At 45.3% G+C, this 20,634-nt stretch carries 19 protein-coding genes; 13 read left to right on the forward strand and 6 right to left on the reverse strand.

The features are described 5' to 3' along the window. Positions 1–15: 15 nt before the first annotated feature. The 7 genes from pyrH to mnmC are packed head-to-tail and all read left to right on the forward strand — an operon-like array spanning position 16 to position 9,208. The gene (pyrH, locus tag CSUNSWCD_RS02905; protein ID WP_002948445.1) at positions 16–735 is read left to right on the forward strand and encodes a UMP kinase; all 720 of its coding nucleotides are present in this window, start codon (positions 16–18) and stop codon (positions 733–735) included. A gap of 14 nt (positions 736–749) precedes the next feature. Continuing rightward, a complete protein-coding gene (locus CSUNSWCD_RS02910; protein WP_009493674.1) occupies positions 750–968 on the forward strand; it encodes a DNA-directed RNA polymerase subunit omega in 219 nt (72 codons plus the stop codon). After that, the gene (locus CSUNSWCD_RS02915) at positions 952–3,150 is read left to right on the forward strand and encodes a RelA/SpoT family protein (protein ID WP_009493676.1); all 2,199 of its coding nucleotides are present in this window, start codon (positions 952–954) and stop codon (positions 3,148–3,150) included. Before CSUNSWCD_RS02910 ends, CSUNSWCD_RS02915 begins: the two co-directional genes overlap by 17 nt. Positions 3,151–3,167: 17 nt before the next feature. Then, on the forward strand, positions 3,168–4,376 hold the full coding sequence (tyrS, locus tag CSUNSWCD_RS02920) for a tyrosine--tRNA ligase (RefSeq protein ID WP_009493678.1): 1,209 nt from the start codon (positions 3,168–3,170) through the stop codon (positions 4,374–4,376). Beyond that, entirely contained in the window at positions 4,376–5,467 is a 1,092-nt protein-coding gene (locus tag CSUNSWCD_RS02925) for a nitronate monooxygenase (protein WP_009493679.1), read from the forward strand. Before tyrS ends, CSUNSWCD_RS02925 begins: the two co-directional genes overlap by 1 nt. Continuing rightward, positions 5,451–7,106, forward strand: a complete 1,656-nt coding sequence (locus CSUNSWCD_RS02930) for an N-acetylmuramoyl-L-alanine amidase family protein (protein ID WP_009493681.1) — start codon at positions 5,451–5,453, stop codon at positions 7,104–7,106. The genes CSUNSWCD_RS02925 and CSUNSWCD_RS02930 overlap by 17 nt, the downstream gene beginning before the upstream one ends. Further along, the gene (mnmC, locus tag CSUNSWCD_RS02935; RefSeq protein WP_009493683.1) at positions 7,103–9,208 is read left to right on the forward strand and encodes a bifunctional tRNA (5-methylaminomethyl-2-thiouridine)(34)-methyltransferase MnmC2/FAD-dependent 5-carboxymethylaminomethyl-2-thiouridine(34) oxidoreductase MnmC1; all 2,106 of its coding nucleotides are present in this window, start codon (positions 7,103–7,105) and stop codon (positions 9,206–9,208) included. The genes CSUNSWCD_RS02930 and mnmC overlap by 4 nt, the downstream gene beginning before the upstream one ends. A 254-nt stretch (positions 9,209–9,462) precedes the next feature. Here mnmC and CSUNSWCD_RS02940 read toward each other — a convergent pair whose 3' ends face one another. The 6 genes from CSUNSWCD_RS02940 to aspS form a co-directional block, all read right to left on the reverse strand. After that, entirely contained in the window at positions 9,463–9,996 is a 534-nt protein-coding gene (locus CSUNSWCD_RS02940) for a DUF937 domain-containing protein (RefSeq protein ID WP_009493685.1), read from the reverse strand. Positions 9,997–10,086: 90 nt separating this feature from the next. Next, complete coding sequence (ppa, locus tag CSUNSWCD_RS02945; protein WP_009493687.1) at positions 10,087–10,605, reverse strand: inorganic diphosphatase; 519 nt, start codon at positions 10,603–10,605, stop codon at positions 10,087–10,089. A 243-nt stretch (positions 10,606–10,848) separates the two neighbouring features. Continuing rightward, entirely contained in the window at positions 10,849–11,190 is a 342-nt protein-coding gene (locus CSUNSWCD_RS02950; RefSeq protein ID WP_009493689.1) for a YgiW/YdeI family stress tolerance OB fold protein, read from the reverse strand. A gap of 136 nt (positions 11,191–11,326) precedes the next feature. After that, a complete protein-coding gene (locus CSUNSWCD_RS02955; protein ID WP_009493691.1) occupies positions 11,327–11,893 on the reverse strand; it encodes an adenylate kinase in 567 nt (188 codons plus the stop codon). After that, the gene (locus CSUNSWCD_RS11850; protein ID WP_277418899.1) at positions 11,890–12,012 is read right to left on the reverse strand and encodes a hypothetical protein; all 123 of its coding nucleotides are present in this window, start codon (positions 12,010–12,012) and stop codon (positions 11,890–11,892) included. The genes CSUNSWCD_RS02955 and CSUNSWCD_RS11850 overlap by 4 nt, the downstream gene beginning before the upstream one ends. Before the next feature lie 179 nt (positions 12,013–12,191). Beyond that, the gene (gene aspS / locus CSUNSWCD_RS02960; RefSeq protein ID WP_034964201.1) at positions 12,192–13,943 is read right to left on the reverse strand and encodes an aspartate--tRNA ligase; all 1,752 of its coding nucleotides are present in this window, start codon (positions 13,941–13,943) and stop codon (positions 12,192–12,194) included. A 93-nt stretch (positions 13,944–14,036) separates the two neighbouring features. On the opposite strand from aspS, the gene CSUNSWCD_RS02965 reads away from it, so the two are divergent. The 6 genes from CSUNSWCD_RS02965 to CSUNSWCD_RS02990 all read left to right on the forward strand — a co-directional run bounded on the left by CSUNSWCD_RS02965 (position 14,037) and on the right by CSUNSWCD_RS02990 (position 20,633). After that, positions 14,037–14,930: an NAD(+) kinase gene (locus tag CSUNSWCD_RS02965; protein WP_034964256.1), complete on the forward strand. Its 894-nt coding sequence runs from the start codon at positions 14,037–14,039 to the stop codon at positions 14,928–14,930. After that, entirely contained in the window at positions 14,923–16,446 is a 1,524-nt protein-coding gene (locus tag CSUNSWCD_RS02970) for an AAA family ATPase (protein WP_009493699.1), read from the forward strand. The genes CSUNSWCD_RS02965 and CSUNSWCD_RS02970 overlap by 8 nt, the downstream gene beginning before the upstream one ends. 71 nt (positions 16,447–16,517) lie before the next feature. Continuing rightward, positions 16,518–17,771 carry a GGDEF domain-containing response regulator gene (locus CSUNSWCD_RS02975; RefSeq protein ID WP_009493702.1) on the forward strand — a complete coding sequence of 418 codons (1,254 nt, stop codon included), beginning with the start codon at positions 16,518–16,520 and terminating at the stop codon, positions 17,769–17,771. Next, positions 17,771–18,556, forward strand: coding sequence for a TatD family hydrolase (locus CSUNSWCD_RS02980; protein WP_034964204.1), 786 nt, complete (start codon positions 17,771–17,773; stop codon positions 18,554–18,556). Before CSUNSWCD_RS02975 ends, CSUNSWCD_RS02980 begins: the two co-directional genes overlap by 1 nt. A 12-nt stretch (positions 18,557–18,568) precedes the next feature. Continuing rightward, positions 18,569–19,780 (forward strand): lytic transglycosylase domain-containing protein, encoded by a 1,212-nt coding sequence (locus CSUNSWCD_RS02985; protein ID WP_009493706.1) that lies wholly within the window; start codon positions 18,569–18,571, stop codon positions 19,778–19,780. Next, positions 19,764–20,633 carry a septal ring lytic transglycosylase RlpA family protein gene (locus tag CSUNSWCD_RS02990; protein WP_208853711.1) on the forward strand — a complete coding sequence of 290 codons (870 nt, stop codon included), beginning with the start codon at positions 19,764–19,766 and terminating at the stop codon, positions 20,631–20,633. Before CSUNSWCD_RS02985 ends, CSUNSWCD_RS02990 begins: the two co-directional genes overlap by 17 nt. Position 20,634 lies beyond the last annotated feature (1 nt).

Below are 20,634 nucleotides of genomic sequence, written 5' to 3' on the forward strand. Positions count from 1 at the left end.
TTAAGGAGATGAAAAATGGAGCGAAAAAAGCGAATTTTAGTTAAATTTTCAGGCGAGGCGCTAGCTGGAGACAGCGGCTTTGGTATAGATAACGCTGTGCTTAAATTTATTGCAAAGCAGATCAAAGAGCTAGTCGAAAACGGCATTCAGGTGGGCATCGTTATCGGCGGAGGCAACATCATACGCGGCGTTAGCGCGGCCAGAGACGGCATCATAAAGCGCACCAGCGGCGACCATATGGGTATGCTAGCTACCGTGATAAACTCCATCGCGATGAGAGAGGCACTAGAGAGCGTAGGTCTAGACGTGCGCGTACAAAGTGCGATAAAGATGGAGGCTATCTGCGAGACCTTTATCGTCGGACGCGCAAACAGACACCTTGAAAAAGGCCGCGTCGTGATCTTTGCCGCGGGAACTGGAAATCCATTTTTCACTACCGATACGGCGGCTACCCTGCGCGCTATCGAGATAGATTCAGATATGATAATCAAAGCTACGAAAGTGGACGGCGTTTACGACAAAGACCCGCATAAATTTGAAAATGCGACGTTGCTAAAAGAGCTAAACTACGAGCTTGCTATGAGCGACGATATCAAAGTGATGGATGATACGGCCATAGCGCTAGCTAAAGACAACTCTCTACCGATTTTAGTCTGTAATATGTTTAAAGACGGAAACCTGCTCAAAATCATACAAGGCGACGAGAGTGCGTTTTGCTCTATCGTGAGAAATTAAATTAAGGAGAATAAATGAGATCTGAAGAAGTAGCGGCAAAGGCTCTAAAACTAGTCGGAGACGATAGATATAAGCTGGCTCTAGTCGTAGCAAAAAGAGCCGAGGCCCTAGCCGGCGGCGCAAAAAGCTTGCTTGATATCGACGTTACTAAGATGAAATTTGCCGATATCGCCCTACGCGAAGTAGCTGAAGGCAAGGTAGCTTTAGAGGGTATAGTTGAAGCAGCCAAATAGCGGATTTTTACTAGAACAATTAATCGACGATATAAGTGCTTGTAAAGACGTCGCTCAGGCGAGACAGCTACTTAGTTCGCTGATAAATTTTACGCCGAATTTAGAGCGCGCGATCGAGTGCTGCGTCATCTCGCATGCAGGGCAGTTTAGAAAAAGCGGCGAACCATATGCTATACACCCTATCTTAGTGGCCTGCATCGTGGCGCATATGGGCGGGGACGAGGATATGATTGTTGCCGCCTTGCTTCACGATGTGGTCGAGGATACGGATAGGTCTATAGAGAGCGTGCGCGAGGACTTTGGCGAAGAGGTCGCAAAGCTAGTCGAGGGGCTAACTAAAATCGTAGCCATCAGAGAGGATAAACTCGCTAGCTCGGAGTCAAACGAGCGTTTGGCGGCGTCAGCGATGACCTTTCGCAAGATGCTGCTAATCTCCATCGAAGATGTGAGAGTGCTTGTAGTAAAGCTTTGCGATAGGCTACACAACATGCTCACTCTGCAAGCTTTGCGTCCTGAAAAGCAAAAACGAATAGCTGAAGAGACGCTGATGGTTTATGCTCCGATCGCGCATAGGCTGGGCATTTCGTCAATCAAAAACGTGCTTGAGGATCTTAGCTTTAAGTATGCTTTGCCAGAAGAGTACAAAAAAATCGACGACTACCTAACCGAGCACAAACAGCAGCTCGTGCTAAAGCTAAACGCGTTTACCGATAAAATTTTTCAAATTTTACTTAAAAACGGCTTTAGCGAAAACGACTTTGAGATACAAAAACGTATCAAACATCACTATTCGATCTACCTAAAAATGCAGCGAAAAGGCATCTCGATCGAGGAGGTGCTAGACCTGCTAGCTGCGCGCGTGCTGGTTAAAGAGCCGCAGGATTGTTATTTGGTGCTTGGAAATTTGCATATAAATTTTAACCCTTTAATCTCGCGTTTTAAAGACTACGTCGCGCTTCCGAAGCAAAACGGCTATCAGACGATACACACTACGATATTTGATAACAAAAGCATCTTTGAGGTTCAAATTCGCACCTTTGATATGCATAAAACCGCAGAGTACGGCGTCGCGGCGCACTGGAAATATAAAAGCGGCGGCTTTTTAAACCCAAAACTTGACTGGCTAAGCGACATCAGTGGTATAGAAAACGGCATGGAGGAAGCGAGCGAAAACCCCGAGGAGCTCTACGAATACGCAAAAGACAGCCTCTACGTCGAGGACGTCGCGGTTTATTCGCCAAAGGGCGATATATTCACGCTTCCGCGCGGCGCAACGGCACTTGACTACGCTTACGAGATACACACGCACGTAGGCTTGCACGCCAAAGAAGCCTACGTAAACCGCGTGCGCGTGCCGCTACTAACTGAGCTAAAAAACGGCGATATCGTAAGCATCGTGACCGGAGATGAGCCAAAATACCGCTGTTCGTGGCTAGGTAGCGTAAAAACGGGCAAGGCTAGAGCCACGATCCGCTCGTACTGCAAGCAAAAAATAAGAGATATAAATAACATGGTCGCGATCGAAATTTTAAGCGGTATCTTTGCCGTGCCTTCTCAAACTATCGAGCAGTGGCTAGAGACTGAAAATTTGACCAAGAAAATTTTTAGAGCCGCCTTTGACTCGGTTTACCTACAAGACGTGGTAAACGCGCTAAAAAAATACGTAAAAAGAGACCGTCCGTTTGCCATAGCGATGACGGACAAATACAATGTCAAAAAGCAAAAATTTGAAAACATCGTGATCTACTCGAATCATAAGATAAACAGCATTGAGTTTGACTATTGCTGTAATCCAAAGCGCGGCGACGATATCGTGGGTTTTAGAAACTATCACCACGTAACCGTCCACCACAAGCTTTGCGAGCGGTTTATGAAGCTAGCCGAAGAAAAAAACGAGATGATTTTCGTCAAATGGACGCGAGTCGCTCCTCATAGATTTAAGATCATCTTAAGCCTCGAAAACAGACGCGGGTCGTTAGCTGAGTTTTTGACGTATATGGCGAAAATGCAAGTCGATCTCGTAACTATCAGCCTCACCGAAACTAGAGAGGCGACGGCGGACTTTTTCGAGCTAACGATCGAGCTTGGCGAGAATTTGAACGTAAACGAGATAAAAGAGCGACTAAGAGATCGCTATAAGATTATAGACTTCGTATCGCTTGACGACGCATACGGACATTAATAAATTTAGGAGAGAAAATGGGCGAAAATTTGAGCAAAATAATGAGCGATATAAAAAAAGGCGTCGCCGAGATGATAGACGAGGAGCGCGTCGAAAATTTAGTAAAAAACTACTACGAAAAGGGCGAAAATTTCTACGTTAAAGCAGGTTTTGATCCGACGGCTCCGGATCTGCACCTAGGTCACACCGTAGTGCTTCAAAAGATGGCTCTTTTGCAAAAACACGGCGCGATAGTGCAGTTTTTGATAGGCGATTTTACGGGGCAGATCGGCGATCCTAGCGGCAAAAGCCAGACGAGAAAAAAGCTAGACCGCGAGACCGTGGTGGCAAACGCCAAAACCTACGAGGAGCAGGTTTTTAAAATCCTAGACCCGCATAAAACGAAGCTGATGTTTAACTCCAAGTGGCTAAACGAGCTGGGAGCCGCGGGTATAGTGGAGTTAACTAGCACCTTTGCGGTGGCTAGGATGCTTGAACGCGATGATTTTGAAAAAAGATATAAAAGCGGCGCCTCGATTTCGATTAGCGAATTTTTATATCCGCTACTCCAGGGCTACGACAGCGTCGCGATGAAGTGCGATATCGAGATGGGCGGCACGGATCAGAAATTTAACCTTCTGATGGGGCGAACCTTGCAGCGAGTTTATAACGTTGGAAAAGAACAAGCCGTCATAATGATGCCGCTTTTAGAGGGGCTTGACGGCGTAAATAAAATGAGTAAGAGCCTAGGCAACTACATCGGCGTGACCGACGAGCCAAACGATATGTTTGCTAAAGTTTTAAGCGTGAGCGACGAGCTAATGTGGCGCTGGTACGAGCTTCTTAGCGAAAAAAGCGCGGAAGAAATCGCAAATTTAAAAGTGGACGTAGCTAGCGGCAAAGCTCACCCAAAAGCCGTAAAAGAGGCGCTCGCACTAGAAATCACGGCTAGATATAATGGCGAAGCGGCGGCGAAAGAGGCGAAGGCCGAATTTGACCGCGTGCATTCGCAAAATTTGATCCCGACCGAGATGGACGAGTTTGAGCTCTCGGCTCCCGCTTGGATCGTGCAGGCACTCACTCACTGCGGGCTCTGCGCTAGCAGCTCTCAGGCGCGCCGAGACATCGCGGCAAACGCCGTTAGTCTAAATCAAGAAAAGATCGCCGACGAGCAGCTAAAGCTGGACGCTGGCGAATACGTCTTGCAGGTCGGCAAGCGTAAATTTGCAAAACTAAAGGTAACCTGATGCAACCCGTAAAAATCGGAAAATACGATATAAAATACCCGATAATCCAAGGCGGAATGGGACTTGGTATCAGTTGGGATAGACTCGCTGGAAACGTCAGTCTAGAAGGCGGCTTGGGCGTCATAAGCTCGGTAGGAACGGGCTACTACGAAGGGCGAAAATACATCACCAAAGAGCTAAACGCAAAGCCCTACGGTAGCGGAAATTTCTACTCGCGAGAGGGGCTAAAAGCCGTCATCGACAATGCGCGTAAAATTTGCGGCGATAGGCCTCTTGGGGTAAATATCCTATACGCCAGCAATGACTACGAGCGCATCGTAAAAGACGCCTGCGATCACGGTATAAACGTAATTATCACGGGCGCGGGCTTGCCTACGAATTTGCCTGAATTTACCGTAGACTACCCGGACGTGGCTTTGGTGCCTATCGTATCCTCGGCAAAGGCTCTAAAAGTCATCTGCAAACGCTGGCAGGGGCGCTACGGCAGGCTTCCAGATGCGGTGGTGCTCGAGGGGCCTCTTAGCGGCGGGCACCAGGGATTTACCTACGAGCAGTGTATCGATCCCGCGTACAGCCTCGAAAATTTGATAACGCCCGTTAGCGAAGAGATAAAGCAGTGGGGAGATTTTCCATTATTTGCGGCAGGCGGTATCTGGGATAAAAACGATATCGAGAAGGCGATTTCGCTAGGGGCAAACGGCGTGCAGATGGGTACTCGCTTTATCGGTACGCACGAGTGCGACGCTAGCGAGGAGTTTAAGCAAGTGTTGCTAGCGGCCAAAAAAGAGGACATCGAGCTGATCAAAAGCCCCGTAGGCTACCCGGCACGCGGCGTCAGGACAAATTTGATAAATTTAGTTGATAAACGTCAAGGGCCAAAAATCAGCTGCGTAAGCAACTGCGTAAGCCCGTGCCAGCGCGGCAAAGAGGCTAAAGAGGTAGGATACTGCATCGCAGACCGACTTTACGACGCCTTTGAGGGGCGCAAGGAGACGGGGCTGTTTTTTACCGGCGCAAACGGCTACAAGCTAAACGAGATAATAAGCGTGAAAGAACTATTTGAAAAACTGATAAATGGCGAAGATATTTAAATTCTTTTTAATATTTTTATTTTTTTTTAATAGCGCGATTTACGCAAATGCTTTATCGAATTTAGATAAATTTGATAAAAATTTTAATAGCGCCAGCAATAAAGAAAAAATCGCAATGCATCAAGAGCTAAGGGCTCTTTACGTAAAATCCATTATGGAAAATAACGTAAATTTAAGAGTCCAAAGCCTAACTAGACTCATAAAAAGCTCAAAAGCCCTAGGGCTAGATACCAAACCGTATGAAAAAGAGCTCGCGAGCATACCGCAGTCTGCAAAGCCAAGCGAAGAAAAACCAAAACAAGAAATAAAGCAGGTCAAAAAAGAACAACAAAAACAAGAGCCAAAGCAACAAGAAGTAAAACTGAGCCAGCTATCCTCGGCTCCGCTGGCCGCCCAAAATGCCAAAACCGTCAAAAATCAAACTTTGCAGCTTCTAGAAGCTTTGGATAACGACGGAAATTTCGAGCTAAAATTTAGCCGCCAGTTAAACGGTAACGATATCAAAAAAATCGACCTAAATCAAAAAGGTTCTTATAAGACGATATATGAATTTAAAGGAATTTGGAGTGGCGGAAAACTGCAAAGATTTAAGAACTACTTGGTGGATGAGATCAGCATAAGTCAGTTTGACGAAAAAACCGTTAGGGTGGTATTCGTAAGTCAATTCGAGCCAAATTTAAAACTTAGAGTCGATAATCAGTCTTTAATTTTCTCAAAGGCTAAGCCCACGCAAAGCCAAAATTTAACGAATCAAAACAGTAAACAAAAAAATCATCAGCAATTAGCTAAACAAGAGCTTCCAAAAGCTACAACCAAGCCTACTCAGCAAAAGCAAGAAAAAGCTACCGCGCAGACCAAGACGGATGCTAAAAGTACCCAAAGCACCGCCGAAAAGGATGAGCAAGAAATTGTGCTGGCGCCCGTAAAAACAGCAAGCACTAAAAAAATCACAAGCGCTAAAGGCAAGGTTATCGTCCTTGACGCAGGGCATGGCGGCGACGATCCGGGGGCTATAAACGGATCGCTAAAAGAAAAAAACATCGTGCTAAGCATCGCGCAAAAGGCGGGCAAAGAGCTACAAGGACGCGGTTACAAGGTGTATTACACTCGTAGTAAGGATAAATTTATCAACCTTCGCGACCGCACGAAATACGCCAACGATAAGGCCGCAGACCTCTTTATCTCTATCCACGCAAACGCCGCGCCGAGCAAAACCAAGGCAGCGACTATGCGCGGCATAGAGACGTTTTTCCTCTCGCCGGCTCGCTCTGAGCGTAGCAAAAACGCCGCTGCTCTGGAAAACAAATCCGACATCGAGGAGATGAACTATTTTTCTAAGCAGACATTTTTAAATTTCCTTAACCGCGAGAAAATCATCGCCTCAAACAAGCTCGCCATCGACGTTCAACGCGAAGTTTTAGCGCAAGCAAAATCAGTTAGCTCAAAGGCTTCCGATGGCGGCATTCGCGAGGCGCCTTTTTGGGTGCTAGTGGGCGCGCTGATGCCTGCGGTGCTGCTTGAAGTCGGCTACATCACTCACCCTAGCGAAGGCGATCTTATAAATAATTCAAAATACCAAGACGCCCTAGCCAAGGGGCTCGCAGACGGCATAGACGTCTATTTTTCAAACCAGCAATGAAAAGCGCGCGAGTCGTTTTAAAGGGCGCCGTCCCGTTTAATCCCGAATTTGACGATATTTACTTTAACGCAGACGACCCTATCGGCCAGAGCGAGTATGTTTTTAACTCCGTTTTTGATGAAATTTGGGAGAAAAAGAGCGAATTTAACGTGCTTGAGGCTGGATTTGGCGCGGGACTAAATTTCCTCTGCGCCTTCAAAAGATTTAAAAACTCGGATAAATTTTTAAATTTCGTCAGTATCGAAAAAACACCGATCGCTAAAGAGGATCTGGCTAGAATTTACGCGAATTTTAGCGAGCTAGCGGACGTTTCGGGTGAGCTTTTGGGTGCCTACCCACCGCTTATTTGCGGATTTCATAGATTAAATTTAGCTCCAAACGTCACGCTTACGCTGTGTTTTGGCGACGTGACCGAGGTTTTGGATGAGCTTAGCTTTAGCGCGGACGCTGTTTTTATGGACGGCTTTGCGCCGGCCAAAAACGAAGCGATGTGGAGCGAGCTGGTTTGCGCTAAAATCGCAAATTTATGCGCATTGGGTGCTAGCGTTTGCACGTATTCGGCCTCGGGCGCGTTAAAAAGAGCCCTGCAAAATAGCGGCTTTGAGGTAAATTTGCTAAAAGGTTACGGCAAAAAGCGAGAGATGTTGTGCGCTAAATTTACCGGCGAGCGACAAGCTGAGGGTGAAATTTGGTTTAGCAAATTTGATCCCGCCGCCACGATCGCTCCAAAGACGGCGCTAGTGATCGGCGGCGGAGTGGCTGGCTGCGTTTGCGCGTTTAAGTTGCGCCAGCGTGGCCTAGATGTCACGATCGCCGAAAAGCGCAGCGACATCGCGCTAAACGGCTCCGGAAATCACTGCGGGATCTTGATGCCGCTTATCACGAAACCATCTGTAAATTTAGGCCGCATGCATATGAATGCGTTTTTGCAGGCGGCTCGCTTTTATGAGCGAAATTTGGGTGCTGAGGAGATAGAGTTTTGCGGTGCGACAGACTACGCATACGAGCAAAAGACGCTAGAGCGCTTTTACGAGTGGCATGAATTTGACGCGGACAACGGCGTTTTTGAGCTAAAATTTGATGACGAGCCTTACGCTAGCGCGTTTATTTTTAATGGCGCAAAAGCTCGCCCCAGAAAGATGTGCAAAGCGGCAAGCATGGGCATAAAAACGCTTTTAAACTGCGAATTTACGGGCTTTGAGACTCTTGAGGGCGGCGCGGTTAGGGCGCACTTTAAGGACGGGCAAATCATCGACGCGGACGTACTCGTACTTGCTATCGGTAGCGAGAGTATGGAGCTCTTTGCGGACTACGACATCAGGCTTAGCTCCGTGCGCGGTCAAGTCACGCATATCGAGCCAGCCGTTTGGGCGTCTGCACCTTTTAGCGCTAAAGGCTATGTCTGCCCGCCTGCCGAGGGCGTGCAGGTGATCGGCGCGACTTATGATAGAAATCTTTTTTTGGACGAGCCGCGTTCTAGCGACGACGAGAAAAATTTAGCTGACGTCGCCGAGTTTTTAGGTGGCGAATTTACCAAAAGCGAGTGGCTAAATTTAAGCGGCATGCATGATCTAAATTTTGTTATCAGCCGAGACGGCGACGCTGAAAATGCGGATCGTTTGGAAGCGATAAATTTAAATAAAAGTATGGATTTGCGTGCCGAGACTACTGATGATTCGGCGCAGACGCAAGATGCGTCAAATTTGACTACATCCGAAAATCTCTCAAACGACACGATAAAAACTCCGCAAGACATCCGAATAATCGGCTCGAAAGTGGGATACCGTAGCTATAGTGGCGACCGTTTTCCGCTTATTGGGCGGCTTTATGACGAGGATTTTTATAAAGATACCTACAAGTCGCTGCTTTGGACGAAAGGCAAGTCTAATCCGCATCCAAAATACGTACCAAACGTCTACGTTAGCACCGCTCACGGCTCGCGCGGGCTTTGTACGGCCGTGCTTGGAGCCGAGCTCATCTGCGATCTCGTTTTTGACCGCCCGCTCTGTATAGAAAAATCGCTTTTTGGCGAGCTTCACTTGGCGAGATTTCTCGTTAGGAAACTCAAAAAAGGGCTAAGTAGGCATAAAGTTGGATTTTAAAGTCTGATTTTACGTTATTTATTTTTGCATCAAATTCGGCATAAATTTGAGGCAGCGGCTGGCGCTGATCAAATTTTATTTTTTATAAATTTAGCCGTTCTAGTTAAAGTAGCATGAGTGCCGTTTCTTGGCGCAGATTAAAAATTGTTAAGGATAGAAAAATGCGCATTGCGGCGCAAAAAGCATAGTATGAATAAAGCTCAAATTTAGACGAGTGGCTCAAAGCCAAAATGGCTAAAATAGGCGAAATCCGCCTATTTTTTACCGAAAAAGTCGCCCGCGATCCTAAAGATATCGTCCATGATCGAGCCGTCTTTGTTCTGATCCAAAAACTGCGTAAGCATCGACATCATGGAGCCGCTATCTGCAGAGTCTTGCAAATTTGATGCTTTGAGCTGATTGTTTAGCATGCCCGCAATCATCGGCGCGATCATCGGTAGCAGGGTTTTGATGGAGTCTGCGCTGATGCCTAGCTGCGAGCCCACGTCGCTAGCTAGAGCCCTGCTGTTTTCTTTCGAGCCCGTTAGTACGCCTAGTAGCTCGTTGCCTTCGGCGACGCTGACGTTTTGCGGGGTGCCAGTCATCTCGTCAAGGTTTGAGCGGCGGATCATATCTAGGAAATTTGACGAATCGGCATCAGATTTAAAATTCTCGTTGGCTCTTTGCATGAAAATCGGCGCGATCTTAGAAATCACGGCTTCTACGTCGTTTGTGCCCAGTCCGCTTTTTTGCGACATCGCATCTATCATACCGCCTGAGTTGCCCAAAAGTAGCTTTAATATATCCATTTTTATCCTTTTGATTTTTTCGCGAGTTTAAATTTGGCCGCCGCTTGTTTAGGTTTAACGAGGCGGCGGCCAAGCAAGCCTAGCAGCGGCTTATTTGTAGTTTTTGATTGCCGCGTCTAGGATCTCTTTTGCGGCGTTTGCATCTTTAAATTCTTTAACCTTGACCCATTTGTTAGGCTCTAAAATTTTATAAGTTTCAAAGAAATTTTTGATCTTATTTAAAGTGGCCTCAGGCAGGTCTTTGTAGCTTTTGATCCCGTCAAATCGCGGGTCAATCTTGGTAACCGGTACGGCAAGTAGCTTCTCATCCATGCCAGCTTCATCCTCCATCACGAGCACGCCGATTAGGCGGCACGGGATGACGCTACCAGCTTGCAGAGGGTATTCGTTTAGCACCAAGATATCGGCAGGATCGCCGTCTGCTGCGAGCGTGTTTGGCACGAAGCCGTAGTTTGCCGGGTAGAACATCGCCGAGTAGAGTACGCGATCGACCACGACCGCGCCGCTATCTTTGTCGATTTCGTATTTTATGTTCGAGCCGTACGGGATCTCGATCACGGCGTTGATTTTGTCTGGGTTTGAGCCTGCTTTGATTTTTGAAACGTCCATTTTTATCCTTTGTAAAGCTCCTATCACGCGGCGTTTTGTAGTAAAACGCCTTGAGATACTTGCCTTGAAATTTGAGTAAGAGATTATATAAAATCTCGGCTAAATTTGGAGTAAAACGGAAGTTGAAGTAGGCCAAAATTTGGCTGGCATTACGGCGGTAAATTTGATGCTAAAAAGTAAAATTTGTAAATTTTGAGGGAATTAAAATTTGGGGAAATTTTAAGGCGGCGAACCGCCCTAAAATCATTTGATTATTTCGATACTTTTTACGTTGATAGAGGTTTCCATAAAGTCCTTATCGACCTTGCCTTGGATGCGCACGGGCGTGTTTTCATCGACGGTTACGCCTCTCCAGTCATTGTTATCGATCTCGACTTCGATCGTGTCGCCGTTTTTATCGACGAACAGGTAGTGCTCAGGGCGAAACTCGGAGACGATCTTGCCTTCAAGCACGACGCGAGCGTCATCTGGTAGCGCTAGGGCTTGTTTCACCGTGCTTGCGCTCGTGGCGCCTTTGCCGACGAATCCGCCTGCTGCAAACATCGCGCTAGCAAGAGCCGCTGATAAAACTATTTTCTTAAACATTACGTATCCTTTAAATTTGATGTGATTTTCGTGAAATCATAGTGCGGATTTTAATGATATTTCGTGAATTATTTGTTAATTTGGATTTATAAAAAAGCTTAAATTTAGAGCCTTACTCGAGGCTCTAAAATAATGTTTATAGGCTATTTACGAGAGCTTTGACGTCGGCCACGATAGGCTCGATCGCGCGCTCGCCGTTTACGACGTGAAGTAGGCTTTTTTCTTTGTAAAATTTGCGTATCGCCTCGATCGGCTCTAAATAAACTTTCATGCGGTTGTTGAAAACCTCGTTGTTGTCGTCGGCTCCGCGTGCTCGTCCGAGTACTCTCTCGCGTGCGACGGCTTCGCTAACGTCCACTTCGATCACGCCTTTTAACGTGATCTCGTTTTGTGCGGCTAGCACCTTGTCTAGCTCGGTCATCTGCTCGACGCTACGCGGATAGCCGTCGATGATGACGTTTGATTTGTCCGAGCTTTTGATCGCTGAGACGATCGCATTTACGACGACGTCAAGCGGAACTAGGTTGCCTTTTGAGATAAAGCCGTCGATTAGTTTGCCTAGCTCTGAGCCGCTAGCAACCTCTGCACGGAGCAGATCGCCCGTTGAGAAGTGCGCAAATTTGGAGTCCTCTTGCGCGATTAGCGATGCGTCGGTGGTTTTGCCGGAGCCTGGAGCGCCGATGATTAAAAATAGTTTTTTCATAAATTTTCCTTTAAACGGCTTGCCTCTTGCGCGCTTTTAAATGAGCTAGAAATTTTCTCCTTCGATGAACTATATGTTCTATCTTCGGTCGAAAATTTCTTCGCAACATTTAAATTCATCGCAAGATACTTCGCCTTTTCTTTAAAATAAAAAATAAGATTCAATAAATTTGTAGCGAAAGTATCGCCAAGCTAGACTAGGCGGTTTTAAAATTTAAGCGTGCGCTAGGCGTGTAGCCTGCGGAGTGCCAAATTTTAAAACCAACGACGTATAGCGCAGCGAGACGACGCTTTCAAGCTTATTTTTCTTTTTCTCGCAGCCTTAACCCTAGCTCCCTCAACTGCTCCGCACTAGCTTCGCTCGGCGCTTTTGTTAGCGGGCACTGAGCGCGCTGAGTTTTAGGGAAGGCGATGACATCGCGGATTGAGTTGGTTTTATTTACTAGCATATTTAGCCTGTCAAAGCCGATCGCGATACCGCCGTGCGGAGGCGCGCCAAAGCTTAACGCATCAAGCAAGAAGCCAAATTTCTCGCGTTGCTCAGCTTCGTCGATACCTAGCAACTTAAATACTTTTTGCTGAACGTCGTTTTTGTGTATCCTCACGCTGCCGCCGCCAAGCTCATAGCCGTTAAGCACGACGTCGTGAGCGACCGATAGGATGTCCTCGAGATCGGGCTCGTCGATGTTTTTAGGCATAGTAAACGGATGGTGCATGGCTGAGTAGCTGCCGTCGTCGTTTTGCTCAAACATCGGAAAGTCAAGCACCCACAAAAACTCCATTTTGTTTTGGTCGATGATGCCCATTTGCTCGGCGAGGAAAATCCTAAATCGTCCCATGTAGTCAAGTACGACTTTTTTCTTGCCAGCGCCAAAAAATACGACGTCGCCGACTTTTAGCTCGCAGCGAGCCACGATCTCGTCGAGGTCGCTTTGCTCGAAAAATTTGCAAAGCGGTCCTTTTAGCCCGTCCTCTTTCATCTGGAAGTAGCCAAGGCCCTGAGCGCCGAATTTGCGGACGAATTCCTCAAAACGGTTCATCTCGCGCTTGCTAAAGATATTATCGCCGTTTGGCACTTTTAGCGCCTTGATGCGGTTTTTCTTAGGTTCGGTTGCGATTTTGCTAAAGATTTCATTGCTAGAGCGCGCGAAAATATCGATAACGTCGATCATCTTTAGATCGTATCGCAAGTCGGGCTTATCGCTGCCGTAGCTCTCGGTCGCCTCTTTGTAGCTCATGCGGCGGAAGGGGATTTGTATATCGTATCCGCATGCGGCAAATACGTCTTTTAGCATATTTTCGGCCATATTTAGGATGTCTTCTTGCTCGATGAAGCTCATCTCGATATCTATCTGCGTAAATTCAGGCTGTCTATCGGCGCGCAAGTCCTCGTCGCGGAAGCATTTTGCGATCTGGAAGTATTTATCAAAGCCAGAACACATCAAAAGCTGTTTAAAAAGCTGTGGGCTTTGCGGCAGGGCGTAAAACTGGCCCGGATATACGCGGCTAGGCACTAGATAGTCTCTCGCACCCTCAGGCGTAGCGCGCGTTAAAATCGGCGTTTCAAACTCTATAAAGCCCATTTTATCTAGGCTGTTTCTAGCTGCGATTGCCGCTTTTGAGCGCATTTTAAAGATATTTTGAAGTTTTTCGTTTCTAAGGTCTAAAAATCTATATTTTAGCCTAATGTCCTCGTTTACGCTCTCGTCGCCGATGACGAAAGGTAGCACCTCGCTCGGGTTTTCTACTATCACTTCGCTAGCGATTACTTCGATCTCGCCCGTTTTTAGGCGTGGATTTACCAGGCCTTCGCCGCGAGCGCGGACCTTGCCTTTTATCCTTAGAACGTACTCGTCGCGAATGTGCGACGCTGCCTCGTGAGAGCTCTTGCTATCTGCAGGATCGCAGACGATCTGGATCAGTCCCGTGCGATCGCGCAGGTCCAAAAATATAACGCCGCCGTGGTCGCGGTAGGTATTTACCCAGCCGCAAAGCGTAACTTCTTTGCCTATGTCGGCACTGCTTAAATCAGTGCAGTAATGGCTACGCATTTTCACTCCTTTTGCTGTTTTTAACGCGCCCATTATACTAGAAATTTGCTTTTTCCCAGCTTTTTTAAAACAAAATGTGATAAAATCCGCTCTATGAAAAAAGAGAATTTATTGCTTCCTTCCAAGATAAAAACGGTCGGATTAGTCGCGAAAATCAACGGCGACGCGGTCAAAAACATGCGAATTTTGCGCGAGATTTTGGCTAGGTACGGCGTTCAAATTTTATTTGAAAACGCGGCGGCTAAACATCTAAATTTAAAAGAGGGCTCAAATTTGCAAGGATTTGAGGTGTGCGAGCTGGCTACGGAGTGCGATTTTTTGATCTCGCTCGGAGGCGACGGCACGATCATCTCGCTTTGTAGAAACGCGGCCGAGATTTCGCCCTTCGTGCTCGGCATTCATGCGGGCAGGCTGGGATTTTTGACCGATATCACGATGAATGAATGCGAGAAGTTTTTCGCCGAGTTTTTCGAGGGCAAATTTGAGGTCGAGACCCCTTTTATGCTTGACGTTTTTTTGCGCAAAAAAAGCGGCGAAATTTTACGCAAAATCGCATTTAACGACGCTGTAATCGTGGGCGAAAAGGTTGGCTCCATGACGCACGTGGAGGCCTTTTGGAACGAAAAATACTTTAACGCGTATTTTGGCGACGGCGTCATCGTCTCTACGCCGGTGGGATCAACCGGATACAACATGAGCGCGGGCGGGGCGATAACCTATCCTTTGAGCGAGGTGTTTTTGGTGACGCCCGTTTGCTCGCACTCGCTCACGCAGCGCCCGGTCGTGCTTCCGCGCGGATTTGAGATCAAATTTAAAACCGCGAGCGCGGCGGTGCTGGTTATCGACGGGCAGGATAGGTATAAGATGAGCGAGCTTGAGAGCGTAAGTATGACGCTAAGCGCGAACACGGCGCGGCTAATCCGCCACGTCGGGAGAGATTATTTTCAAATTTTAAAAGAAAAGCTGCATTGGGGTTATAATGATTGAGCGGATTTTGATAAAGCAAAATTTGAGTTTTGAAAACGTCGAGTTAAATTTCGGGCGCGGACTTAGCGTGTTTACTGGCGTGAGTGGTGCTGGTAAATCGGTCCTGATGGGCTCGATAATGGCGGTTTTGGGGCTAAAGGATAGCGAAGCAAAGCTGATAGAGGCCGACGTCTCGCATAAATTTGACCTTGAGGAATTCGGCCTTGAGAGCGAGGAGATAAATACCTTTAAGCTATTTCGCGACAAAACGACGCGGTATTTTATAAACTCGCAAGCCGTTTCTAAAAAAAATCTAGCCAGCATTGCCAAAGAGCACGTAAAATACCTATCCGCAAAGGAAATAAACGAATTTGAAAACGAGAGATTTTTAAATTTGCTAGATAGCTTGCAGGCGAAAAAAGACGCTAAATTTAACGAAATTTTTAGCGAATTTAGGCTCAAATTTGATGAATTTAGCCAAATTTCTCGCGAGCTGAAAAAAATAATCGAAGAAGAAAAAAGGGTGGAGGAGCTAAAAGAATTTGCTTCTTTCGAAATCAATAAAATAGAAAGCGTGAGCCCGAAAATCGGCGAATTTGACGAGCTAATGGAGCTAAAAAAGCGCCTAAGTAAAAAAGATAAAATTTTAGAAGCGTGGAATAGGGCGGAGCAAATTTTTAATTTCGAGCAACCCGTAGTAGACGCGCTAAACATCAGCGACGTCGATAGCAGCTTTTTTGAAGAGGCGATGAACGAACTGCGAGTAGCGCGTGAAAATCTAAACATGGACGAGCTAGAGGATGTGGATATCGAGGGCGTGCTAGACCGCATCGAGGCGATAAACTCGCTCGTGCGTCGCTACGGCGGCGAGGAGGAGGCTTTGCAGACGCTAAAAACGCGCAAGGCAGAGCTAGCAAGATACGAAAACATAAGCTTTGAAAAAAGCGAGCTGGAGCGTAAATTTAAGCAAAATGAAACCGCAGTAAACGCGCTGGCGGATAAAATCAGCCAGGCTCGCGCAGCAAATTTAAAAGAGCTTGAGTCGCTCATAAATTCGTTTCTAAAAGAGCTTTATATGAGTGAGATTTTATTAAAGATAAATAGCAAAACCCTAGACGCCGCAGGTAGGGATGAGGTAAATTTGAGCCTAAACGACACGGCGCTAAAAAATCTAAGCTCGGGCGAGCTAAACCGCCTAAGGCTAGCATTTATCGCAAGCGAAAGCAAGATCATGGGAGGCGGCGAGGGCGTCATAATCCTAGATGAAATAGACGCGAATCTAAGCGGAAAAGAGGCGATGAGTATCGCAAACGTGCTGCTAAATTTGGCCAAATTTTATCAAATTTTTGCTATCTCGCATCAGCCGCAACTTAGCTCTAAGGCTGATTCGCATTTTCTAGTCGAAAAGCGCGGCGAAACCTCGAACGTAAGGGAGCTAAAAGGCGAAGAGCGCGTATCTGAGCTAGCTAGAATGATAAGCGGCGAACGTATAACTGAGGAGGCGATAAATTTCGCTCGCCAGCTTTTGGTTGTTTAAGTTTGGCTTAAAATTTAGGTTGAAAAAAGAAAAGTAATGGTATATTTGCAAAAATTTTCAAATGGGAATATATGGAAAAAAATAAAATTTTAATAGTAGAAGATAATAAAGCTCTAGCCAAGCTAATCGCAAAAAAAATGGAAGACAAGGTCGAGATGGATATCGATGTGGCGCACACTATGGCTGAAGCGCAAGTGTTTTTAAATAATTCAAAAGATTATTTTATCGCGCTACTTGATCTAAATTTGCCAGACGCGCCAAACGGAGAAATCGTGGACTACGTTATCTCAAAAGGTCTGCCCAGTATCGTGCTAACGGGCAGTATAGATGACGCCACCAGAGAGAGTTTTATTCATAAAGATATCGTGGACTACGTCTATAAAGGCAATATGGACGACATAAATTATATATTTAAAACGATAAATCGTCTTAGCGACAACAGGCGGTACAAGGCAATGGTTGTTGAAGATTCTGCGCAACTTCGGAGTGTTCTAAAAAAAATATTAACCAGCCTTCAGTTTCATGTATTTACCGCTGCTCACGGCGAGGAGGCAATGAATTACTTTGCTGATAACCCTGATATTAAAATTATTGTTTCTGATTATAAAATGCCAGTAAAAGACGGCCTTGAGGTGTTAAAAGAAATAAGGACCGCCGGAGATAAAGATCAAATAGGCGTTATAATGATGACTAGCCCCGAAGATGGCGTAAACGGCGCGATGTTTTTGAAAAATGGAGCAAATGATTTTATTGCAAAACCTTTTGTAAAAGAGGAGCTTGTCTGCAGGGTAAATAATCTAATCGAAGCGATGGAAAATATAAATCAAATCGCTGATTTTGCCAATAGAGATTTTCTAACAGGGTTATTTAATAGGAGATATTTTTATGATGATATGCAGGAGTATTTATCGAGTATAGAGGAAAATCCTGCGCCTTATGCAGTTGCCTTGATAGATGTTGATGGACTAAAAGATATTAATGATAAGTATGGGCAAGACGGCGGTGATAAAATTTTAAAACACATAGCAAAAAGACTAATAGACGACACAAAAAGCAATGATATTGTTGCTAGATTTGGCAGTGGGGAATTTTGTGTTGTATTGAAAAATATGCCACAAGAGGATGCGGTGAAATTTTTAGTCAGTCTAAGGGCAGGCATGGCCGCCAATCCGATAAACATAAAAAACGAGCCTGTTAAAATTTCAGTTTCAATAGGGGTTACTTTTGGTAAGACAGATTATGCTGTAGATGAAATTTTAGATATAGCCGATGAGGCTCTTCATAGAGCAAAAGAAAATGGTCGAAATAGGGTAGAAATAGCCTGATGATAATAGATACACACTGTCATTTGGATGATAAAAGCTTTGATAGCGATATAGAAAAAGTTATCGCAAGCTCTCGAGAAAGCGGCATCGGCGGGATACTGATACCGGGGGCTGATATTAATGATTTACCAAAAGCGGCTAAAATAGCCCGAGAATTTGAAAATGTATTTTTTGCTGTCGGAGTTCATCCGTACGACAAGGATGAATTTGACGTGCAAACGCTTTATAAATTTGCAAAAGACGAAAAATGCGTTGCCGTGGGCGAGTGTGGGCTTGATTATTTTCGCTTGCCCAGAGACGAAAACGAAAAAGAGCTTGAAAAAGCAGAGCAAAAGCGCATATTTAGAGCGCAGCTTGATATGGCGGCGGAGTTAAATTTGCCGGTTATTTTGCATATTAGAGATGCAAACGAAGATAGTTTTAATATCTTAAAAGAGTATGCAGGCAGGTTGGTTGGGGCAGTTTTACACTGTTATAACGCTTCGCCCCTCCTCCTAGAGCTTGCAAAAATGGGCGAGTTTTACTTTGGTATCGGCGGGGTTTTAACCTTTAAAAATGCAAAAAATTTGGTTCAAATTTTGCCGCAAATTCCGCGAGATAGGTTGCTGCTTGAAACAGATGCGCCGTATCTAACGCCTGAGCCATTTAGGGGGCGTAGAAATGAGCCGGCCTTCACGCGCTTGGTTGCAACCAAGATGGCTGAGATTTTAAATTTAGAAGAAGAAGAGGTAATAAAAATAACGACAAAAAATGCAAAGAAAATCTTTATGAAATTTAACACGTAATCAAGGAGAAAAATGAAAATCTTTAGAGTAATAATGCTGTATTTGGCATGTATTGGGTGGCTTCTTGCGGCCCCAGCCAGTAACGATGCAGAACAAACCCAAAAGATGATATTAAAAGAATTCGACATAGACGCCAAATTTTTAAAAAGTTCTCACTATGCTTCTATAAAAAATTCCATTAAAGACGGTAAGAGAAAAGAGTTTGTGGATACGGTCAAAAGTGGTTATAGGCATATCCCGATGCTTCAAAAGATTATAAAAGACTCTGGTATTCCGGAACCATTTTTATATCTTGCTATGACTGAGTCGGGTTTTTCAAATCATATAGTTTCTAGCAAAAAAGCCATCGGAATTTGGCAGTTTATGGAATCTACGGCGAAACTTTACGGCCTTAGGGTCGATAAATACACTGACGAGCGAAAAGACCCGATAGCTTCTACGCTGGCAGCTACAAAATATCTACAGAGCCTAAAAGATGATTTTGGCAAGTGGTATCTTGCTATGATGGCTTATAATTGCGGCGATACTCGACTGAGGGAGGGTATCAAAAAAGCAGGAACTACTGATTTAGATACGTTGCTAGATGATAAAAAGAGTTATATCCCAAAAGAAACAAAAAATTTCGTAAAGAAAATTTTAACTATTGCACACATAGCTAAAGAGCAAGAAAATTTGCTAGCTAAAACGCAGACTTTAAGCGGCACAAAGGGCATAGAACTAACAAAGATAGACGTTCCTGGCGGTACAACGCTGATGGAAGTCGGAGACAGCATAGGGCTTAGCCTAAAAAAGATGAAAGAATATAATATGCATCTAAAATTTGTTTATACTCCACCTACGGAGAAGCCTTATTATCTTTATATTCCGTCAAATAAAAAGAAAATGTTTAGCGATAACTTTGAAGCTATTCAAAATAGAAAATTTGAATTTTATACCGTTCAAGAAAATGATACATTGCTAACTATAGCTGAAAAAACAGGTGTAAATCATAAAATTATAAAAGAATATAATGGTCTTGCTTCAAGCGAGATAAAGCCTAGTCAAAAATTAGTTATCCCAAGTGAACAAAATGTTAACTATCTAGCCGAATATATGGTAAAAAGCGGCGATACGCTCGGCGAAGTTTCTCAGAAATTTGATGTAGCGCTTGAAGATTTAAAAGAAGCTAATACGCTTATGAGCTCAAATAGCTCGATTGGAGCAAAACTTGCAGCGACTGAGTAGGGCTAAATTTACATTTTTTAGTCTATTTGTTGTTTTTTTTATGAGCGGATGTTCGTTTTTAACTTCACCTTCCGGGGGGATTACCGCTAGTGGCGGCACTAAAAAAAGCGGCAAGATGAGCTCTTCAAAAGGCATGCATGCGGCTACTATGCGCCCATACACTATAAATGGAAAAACCTATTATCCTACGGTCGTCAAGGTCGGCGACAGAGCTAGCGGTATTGCTAGCTGGTATGGTCCGGATTTTCACGGCAAAAAGACATCAAGCGGTGAGACTTACGATATGCACGCTATGACGGCGGCGCATAAAACTTTACCAATGAATACGATGGTGCGCGTGACGAATATAAAAAACGGTAAAAATATCGTTGTGCGCATAAACGACCGCGGTCCTTTCGTTGCTGGGCGCGTGATAGATTTGTCAAAAACCGGCGCGGTTAAGCTTGACGTATTTAATGCCGGCACGGCCCCTGTTTTACTAGAAGTCGTTGGATTTAACGGGAATGTCGGTAGTGCGACCGTAGCATCCTCGCAGCCTAGCTCAAAACAACCTAGCGACTCGCAAAAAACGAACGCGCAAACCAAAGCGCAACCGCAACAGGAACAGTCTTTTGTGGGCGGTATTTTTATGGTGCAAATCGGCGCATTTAAAAATTTAAGCGGCGCAAATGCTCATAAACGGCAGCACGCTGGACAATACGGCAACGGCGCCTATGATACTGTTATAAAGTCGTATGATATTGACGGCGGTAAAATTTACAGGGTATTTATAAGCGGCTTTAGAAGCGAAGAGGAAGCAAAAGACTTCATAAGCGCAGGACATATCTCTGGCGCCTTTTTCGTAAGGGAATAAA

This window comes from Campylobacter showae CSUNSWCD, assembly GCF_000313615.1.
Lineage (GTDB): Bacteria > Campylobacterota > Campylobacteria > Campylobacterales > Campylobacteraceae > Campylobacter_A > Campylobacter_A showae_A.